The organism is Streptomyces sp. WAC 04229, assembly GCF_003947455.1.
Classification (GTDB): Bacteria; Actinomycetota; Actinomycetes; order Streptomycetales; family Streptomycetaceae; genus Streptomyces.
The window spans coordinates 1-6,900 of the sequence record NZ_QHJH01000275.1 but is presented as its reverse complement, the minus strand read 5'-3'; the positions used below and the strand labels follow the sequence as shown (position 1 = coordinate 6,900).

6 protein-coding genes and 2 pseudogenes are annotated in these 6,900 nt (G+C 72.7%); all 8 read left to right on the top strand.

All coding sequences use genetic code 11. The features are described from left to right. Nucleotides 1–314 (top strand): annotated as a pseudogene (locus tag DMH12_RS36090) (extensin); the annotation flags it as partial. Between the two features lie 43 nt (nt 315–357). Beyond that, nucleotides 358–780 (top strand): phage tail protein, encoded by a 423-nt coding sequence (locus tag DMH12_RS36085; RefSeq protein ID WP_125495522.1) that lies wholly within the window; start codon nt 358–360, stop codon nt 778–780. A gap of 28 nt (nt 781–808) precedes the next feature. Beyond that, complete coding sequence (locus DMH12_RS36080; RefSeq protein ID WP_125495521.1) at nt 809–1,531, top strand: LysM peptidoglycan-binding domain-containing protein; 723 nt, start codon at nt 809–811, stop codon at nt 1,529–1,531. Next, nucleotides 1,531–3,453, top strand: coding sequence for a VgrG-related protein (locus DMH12_RS36075; protein WP_125495520.1), 1,923 nt, complete (start codon nt 1,531–1,533; stop codon nt 3,451–3,453). The genes DMH12_RS36080 and DMH12_RS36075 overlap by 1 nt, the downstream gene beginning before the upstream one ends. Nucleotides 3,454–3,490: 37 nt before the next feature. Then, a complete protein-coding gene (locus DMH12_RS36070) occupies nt 3,491–3,952 on the top strand; it encodes a GPW/gp25 family protein (protein WP_125495519.1) in 462 nt (153 codons plus the stop codon). Further along, nucleotides 3,952–5,910: a putative baseplate assembly protein gene (locus tag DMH12_RS36065; protein WP_125495518.1), complete on the top strand. Its 1,959-nt coding sequence runs from the start codon at nt 3,952–3,954 to the stop codon at nt 5,908–5,910. Before DMH12_RS36070 ends, DMH12_RS36065 begins: the two co-directional genes overlap by 1 nt. An 8-nt stretch (nt 5,911–5,918) precedes the next feature. Continuing rightward, on the top strand, nt 5,919–6,482 hold the full coding sequence (locus tag DMH12_RS36060; protein WP_125495523.1) for a phage tail protein: 564 nt from the start codon (nt 5,919–5,921) through the stop codon (nt 6,480–6,482). Beyond that, a pseudogene (locus DMH12_RS36055) lies at nt 6,479–6,900 on the top strand (zinc ribbon domain-containing protein); the annotation flags it as partial. The gene DMH12_RS36060 and the pseudogene DMH12_RS36055, both read left to right, overlap by 4 nt.

Genomic DNA, 6,900 nt, shown 5'->3' with positions numbered 1-6,900 from the left:
GCCCGGCGCCCCCGCCGAACGACCCGCCCGCCCACTCGGCCGGTTCCGCCCACTCGGCCGGATCCGCCCACTCGGCCGGATCCGCCCACTCGGCCGGATCCGCCCACTCGGCCGGATCCGCCCGGCGTCCGGCGGCGTCGGAGCCGCCGCCCGGATACACGAGCGTCCCGGAGGGCGGGCTCGACCCGAACCAGCTCACCGAGTTCCAGCTCGACGCGCTGGTGAACCGGATCATCGGCCGCGTCACCCGCCTCGTGCGCACGGAGCTGCGCATGGACCGCGAACGGATCGGCAGACTGCGCGACCCCCGCTGACCGGCGACCTCCCCAGCACACCCGACAGAAAGGCCCACCCGCGATGTCCCGCAAGGATCCGGGCTCCACGGTTTTCTTCAGCCTCGCCATCGACGGCGAGAGCCTCGGTTACTTCAACGGGTGCGAGGGCCTGTCGTCCCAGGTGGAGATCGAGCGGCGGCAGGAGGGCGGCAACAACGGCTTCGTGTGGCAGCTGCCCACCCGCGTGTCCTTCTCCAACATCCGGCTGACCCGGCCCATCACGCCGGACACCGCCAAGGTCGCCAAGTGGATCTCCTCCGTGCAGACCGGCATCAACCGGCCCACCGCGCAGATCTCGGCGCTGCGCGCGGACGGGTCGCTGGTCGCCCGGTGGGGACTGATCGACGTACTGCCCGTCAGCTGGCAGGGCCCGAGTCTCGACCCCAACAACCCGGCCGTGGCCAACGAGGTCCTTGAGATAGCCCACCACGGCTTCACCGACTGACGGCGCCGAGGGACTGAGAGGAAGACCCATGGCAAAAGGCAGCAAGGGCGCCGGCAAGAGCCTCGTACGCGCCAACCTCGCCATCCACGAGCCCCCCACCGGCACGAGCACCACGCCCGGTGCGCTGATGCGGACCTTCGGCTTCGAGTTCAACCCGGCCCAACTGTCGCTCACCCAGCGGACCCAGTGGCAGGCGACCCCGACGGCGGCGGTGCGCAAGGCCGCGAAGCCGCAGTTCATGGGCGCCGAGCCGCGGGAGATGACGCTGGAGATCTTCCTGGACTCCTCCACCAAGCCCAACGGCAACACGGTGCTGAAGAAGGTCGAGTCGCTGCTCAAGTGCTGCGAGGTGACCGCCAAGAGCCTCGCCGCCGACCAGCCGTCGCCGCCCTGGGTGGTCTTCGAGTGGGGGTCGTTCTCCACGGCCCGGTTCACCGCGTACGTCGCCTCCATCGAGGCGTCGTACACCCTCTTCGGCACCTCCGGCATCCCCATCCGCGCCACCTGCCAGGTGCACCTGGTCGAGATCCCCGGCCCGACCAAGGGCCAGAACCCGACCTCGGGCGCGCTCACCGCCCAGCGCGTGCACCGGGTCGTCGCGGGCGACTCCCTGCAGTCGCTGGCCTGGCGGGAGTACGGCAGTGCCAACGCGTGGCGCGCGATCGCCGAGGCCAACGGCATCGACGACCCGTCCCGCCTGCCGACGGGCACCGAACTCATGCTGCCCGCCACCGAGGAGGTGCCTCACTGATGGTGCGTCCCGCGTTCTCCAGCATCGTCCAGGTGCGCATCGGCGCCGCGAAACTGCCCGACGACATCGCCCTGATGCTCGTCGACGGCTGGGTCGACCAGGGCATGAACGTGCCCGCCGCCTTCCGCCTCACCTTCCGCGACCCCGACCACCTGGTCCTCGGCAAGCTGGGCGTGAAGTTCGGCACCAGGGTGGTCATCACCCCGGTGGCCGACGGCCAGGGCGTCGGCAAGCCCCTGCTGACCGGCGAGGTCACGGCGATGGAGGCCGACTACGACGGCACCGGCAGCTACACCGTGATCCGCGGCTACGACTTCGGGCACCGCATGGTGCGCCAGCGCCGCGTGGCCGCGTACCGCAACCAGAAGGCCTCCGACATCGCCCGCAAACTCGCCGCCATGGACGGCGTCTCCATCGGCCGGATCCAGCCGACGAAGGGCACCTACGGGTTCATCAGCCAGTCCAACGTCACCGACTGGGACTTCCTGTCCCGGCTCGCGGACGAGAACAACATGGTGATGTCCGTGGACGCCAAGGGGAAGTTCCGGTTCGTCAAGCCGAACCCGTCGGCCGGTGCGCCCTCCCCGCAGACGGACGGCGACAAGAGCGCCTTCGTCCTCCAGGCGCGCCACGACATCAAACGGCTGCGGGCCGCGGTGACCGCCGCCGACCAGGTCGGCAAGGTCGAGTCGCGGGGCTGGAACGTCACCACCAAGAAGAAGATCACCGAGGTCGCGCCCGCCACGACCGACCCGGGCATCAGCATCGGCTCCACGCCGGGCGAGGCGGCCGGCAAGTTCAAGACCGCCAAACTCGTCGAGACCGCCAACCCCTACGACAAGCAGGACGAGGTCCGGCACGCGGCGCAGGCCCTCGCCGCCGACGTCACGTCCTCCTTCGCCGAGCTGGAGATCGCGGTGACGGGCAGCCCCGACCTGCGGCCCGGCGTGCCCGTGGCGCTCAGCGACGTCGGCAAGCCCTTCGAGGGCAAGTACACCGTCACCTCGGTGCGCCACCACTTCGGCGACAGCGAGCCCTACCAGTCCTGGGTCACGGTCAGCGGACGCCAGTGGCGCTCTCTGTACGGGCTGGCCTCGGGCGGCGGCGGTGCCGCGGACCCCGCGAGCGCGCTGCGGCTGCCCAGCGTCGCCAACGCCCTAGTCACCGACGTGCAGGACCCCCTCAAGCAGGGCAGGGTCAAGCTCCAGTTCCCGTGGCTGGACGACACCTACGTCAGCGACTGGGCGCGCAGCGTGCAGCTGGGCGGCAAGGGCGGCGGCGGCGTCTTCCCGATGGACGTCGGCGACGAGGTGCTGGTCGCCTTCGACCGGGGGGCGCTGGACCACCCCTTCGTGATCGGCGGGCTCTACAACGGCCGCGACCTGCCCACCAAGGTCAACGACGTGCCGCTGCACGACGGTCTGAAGAAGCAGGCCACCCGGCACACCCTCTCCGACCGCCAGGGCAACCGCGTCGACCTGCTCAGCCAGCGGACCGGCGCACGCAAGCAGGGCGTCCGGATCGCCAGCGGGAACGACAAGCTGACCATCAACCTGGACCGCACCAAGACCGAGATCACCGTCGACAGCAAGGGCTCGGTCAGCATCACCGGCAGCCGCTCGGTGTCGGTGGAGGCGGGCACCAGCCTCACGCTGCGCGGACGCAGGTCGGTGATGATCGACAGCGGTGGCTCGCTCGTCCTCAAGGGCAAGGCCATGGTCAGCCTCACCTCGCTGGGCGGCGTGGTCAACGTCAGCGCCATGGGCGGGGCCATGAACCTGTCGTCGAGCGGCATGACGACGATCCAGGCCACGGGCATGGTGTCGGTCACCTCCGTGGCCAACGTGAACATCAAGGCCGTGAAGCTCGACCTGTTCGGAGCCGTCTTCGTCAACACCGTCAAGTACCCGCTGCCGGCATGACCGGACGCACCGCAAGAGGAAGGCAGGAGGCCCCCTGATGGCCGAACAGTTCGTCGGCTCCGGCTGGTCGTTCCCGCTGCGCATCGGGCCCACCGGCGGCATCGCCCTGGTCAGCGGGGAGCGGGAGATCGAGGAGGCCATGCAACTGGTCCTGGCCACCGCCCCGGGCGAGCGGCCGATGCGCCCCGAGTTCGGCTGCGCCATCCACGACCTCGTCTTCGCGCCGGTCAACGAGCAGACCGCCGGCCGCATCCAGCACGAGGTGTACACCAGCCTGGACCGCTGGGAGCCGCGCATCGAGGTGCACGAGGTCGAGGTCACCACCGGCACCGACCAGAGCGTCCTCTACATCGACGTGCGCTATTCGATCCGCGGCACCAACAACCCGCGCAGCCTGGTCTTCCCGTTCTACGTCATCCCCTCCCACGACGAGCCGGATCTCCCCGACAGTCCGGCCGGCCCCGCCGGCCTTCCCGGCTCTCCCGAAAGCGGCCTCTGATGTCCCTGCCCTCCCCGAACCTCGACGACCGCCGCTTCCAGCAGTTCGTCGACGACGCCAAGCGCTACATCCAGCAGCGCGCCCCGGAGTGGACCGACCACAACGTCTCCGACCCCGGCGTCACCCTCGTCGAGACGGTCGCCCACATGGCCGACCAGATCGTCTACCGCCTCAACCGGGTGCCGGAGAAGAACCACCTCGCCTTCCTCGACCTGGTCGGCATCACGCTCTTCCCGCCGTCCGCCGCCCGCACGGAGGTCACCTTCTGGCTGTCCGCGCCGCAGGAGGACACCATCCTGGTGCCGGTCGGCTCCGAGGTCGCCACCCTGCGCACCGAGCGGGACGAGGCGGTCGTGTTCGCCACCGAGGGCGACCTGGCCGTCGTGCCCTGCGCGCTGAGCCGTCTGGCCGTCCAGCACCAGGGCGAGGCCGTCACCGACCGGACCACGGACCTCGCCGAGGGCAAGGACCTGCTGTGCTTCGCCGAGGCCCCCCGCCCCGGCGACTGCATGCTCATCGGCCTCACCGCCGCCACCCCGCACTGCGCGCTCGCCCTGGAACTCGACAGCCGCGTCGACGGTGTCGGCGTCGACCCCCGGCAGCCGCCCCTGGTCTGGGAGGCCTGGACGGAGGACGGCTGGCAGCCCTGCGAGGTCGACCGGGACGGCACCGGCGGTCTCAACCGCCCCGGTGACATCGTGCTCCACATCCCCGGCGGGCACGTCCTGTCCCGCAACGGCGGCCACGAGGCGGGCTGGATACGCTGCCGGGTCACCGACCCGCTGCCCGGCCAGCCCTTCTACACCACCTCGCCGACCATCCACGCGGCCGAGGCGTACACCATCGGCGGCACCACCGGCGTCGTGCACGCCGAGACCGTCCTCGACGAGGCGCTCGGCGAGTCCACCGGCCTGCCCGGCCAGCGGCTGCGGCTCGAGCACTTCCCCGTCGTCGCCGGCGACCCGCCCGTCCTCCTCCAGACCGCCGACGACGACGGCTGGCAGGACTGGCAGGTCGTCCCGCACTTCGCGGGCTCCCGCCCCGACGACCACCACATCACCCTGGACGCCGCCACCGGCGAGATCGCCTTCGGCCCCGCCGTGCGCGAGGCCGACGGCACCCTGCGCCAGTACGGCAGCGTCGCCCCCAAGGGCGCCGTCATCCGCGCCCTGCGCTACCGCACCGGCGGCGGCAGGGCCGGCAACGTGGCGCGCGGCGCCGTACAGGTGCTGCGCACCTCCATCCCGTACGTCTCCGAGGTCGTCAACCGCGAGGCCGCCCGCGGCGGCGTCGACGGCGAGACCGTCGAGGAGGCCAAGCTCCGGGCGCCGATCACCCTGCGCGCCCAGGAGCGCGCGGTGACCCTGCGCGACTACGAGGAACTCGCCCGCCGCGCCGCCCCCGAGACCGCCCGCATCACCTGCCTGGAGGGCGAGGAGGGCGACCACGGCGCCTACGCGGTCCGGGTCCTCGTGGTCCCGCAGGCCGTGCCGGACCCGGGCGGCCGGCTCCGCTTCGAGCAGCTCGTCCCCGGCGACGCCCTCCTCGGCCGCATCACCCGCCACCTCGACGAACGCCGCCTGATCGGCACCCGCCTGGCCGTCGGCCCGCCCTACTACCAGGGCGTCACCGTCGTCGCCACGGTGCACGCCTTCCGCGGCGTCGACACCGACCGGGTGCGCCGCCAGGCCCACGACGCCCTCTACCGCCACCTCGACCCGCTCACCGGCGGCGCCGACGGCAAGGGCTGGCCCTTCGGACGCCCCGTGCAGACCGGCGAGGTCTTCGCCGTGCTCCAGCGCGTGCCCGGCGTCGAACTCGTCGACGAGGTCGTCCTGCACCCCGCCGACCCGCTCACCGGCAAGCGCGGCGACCCCACCGACCGCATCGACCTGCAACCGCCCGCGCTGGTCTTCTCCTTCGACCACCGGGTCCGCGTGATCGGGGACGGCGCGTGACGGCCGCCGTGTCGCACCGGGGTTCCGTCGACGGACTCGGCTCCTCGCTGCCCATCGCCACGATGCTGCCGGCCGTCTTCGCCGACGACGACCTCGCGCTGCGCTTCGTCGGCGGGCTCGACGACGTCCTCGCGCCCATCCTCAACGTCCTGGACTGCCTCGACACCTACTTCGACCCCGCCCTCACGCCGGCCGACTTCGCGCAGTGGCTCGGCAGCTGGATCGGCGCCGAGACCGACGGCACCGAACCCGAGCCCATGCTGCGCGCGGCCGTCGCCGCCGCCGCCCGGCTGCACCGCGTACGGGGGACCCGGCAGGGCCTGTCCGAGGCCGTGCGGCTCGCGTTCGGCGTGGAGCCGGAGATCAGCGAGAGCGGCGGCGCCGACTGGAACGCCCGTCCCCTCGGCCCGTTCCCCGGGGCTCCCCGCCCCCACCTGCACGTCACCCTCCGGCTGCCCGAACCGAGACCCGGCGACACCCATCGCCTGGACACCCTGGTCGCCGCCGCCCGCCCCGCCCACATGCCCTACACGGTCGAAGTGACCGCCTCCGAAAGGACCCCGGAGAGATGACCACGCAGAACTGCGCCGAGTGCGGGACGCCCGCGGAACCGGGCCAGTCCTTCTGCGACGCGTGCGGCGCCGTACTCCGCTGGGACCAGGCCGGCGCCCGCACCGCGCAGCCCGCGACCGCCTCGGCCGCCGGCCGGGACGCCGCCGGACCGGCCGCGGCCCCCGCCGGAGGCGGCCACCAGGCCACGGCGACCGCCCCGGGCGGCGCCGACGCGCCGGACGGCGAGGCGGAGGACAACCCGACCGTGCCGCAGCCGCGCCGCGCGGCGAGCGCGCCCGGCCCCGGCACGCCGGACACCGGTGCGGCGGCAGCGGGTGCGGCGGGAGCGAGTGCCGCAGGAGCGGGTGCGGCGGGAGCCGGCAGGCCCGCCGACGCGGACGCCGCCCCCGCCGCCTCCACCGCGTCCTCCCCCTCGGC

Excerpts from the sequence above, each read along its gene's own strand:
- DMH12_RS36085 (WP_125495522.1), top strand. The coding sequence starts at position 358 with ATGTCCCGCAAGGATCCGGGCTCCACGGTTTTCTTCAGCCTCGCCATC.
- DMH12_RS36080 (WP_125495521.1), top strand. The coding sequence starts at position 809 with ATGGCAAAAGGCAGCAAGGGCGCCGGCAAGAGCCTCGTACGCGCCAAC.
- DMH12_RS36075 (WP_125495520.1), top strand. The coding sequence starts at position 1,531 with ATGGTGCGTCCCGCGTTCTCCAGCATCGTCCAGGTGCGCATCGGCGCC.
- DMH12_RS36070 (WP_125495519.1), top strand. The coding sequence starts at position 3,491 with ATGGCCGAACAGTTCGTCGGCTCCGGCTGGTCGTTCCCGCTGCGCATC.
- DMH12_RS36065 (WP_125495518.1), top strand. The coding sequence starts at position 3,952 with ATGTCCCTGCCCTCCCCGAACCTCGACGACCGCCGCTTCCAGCAGTTC.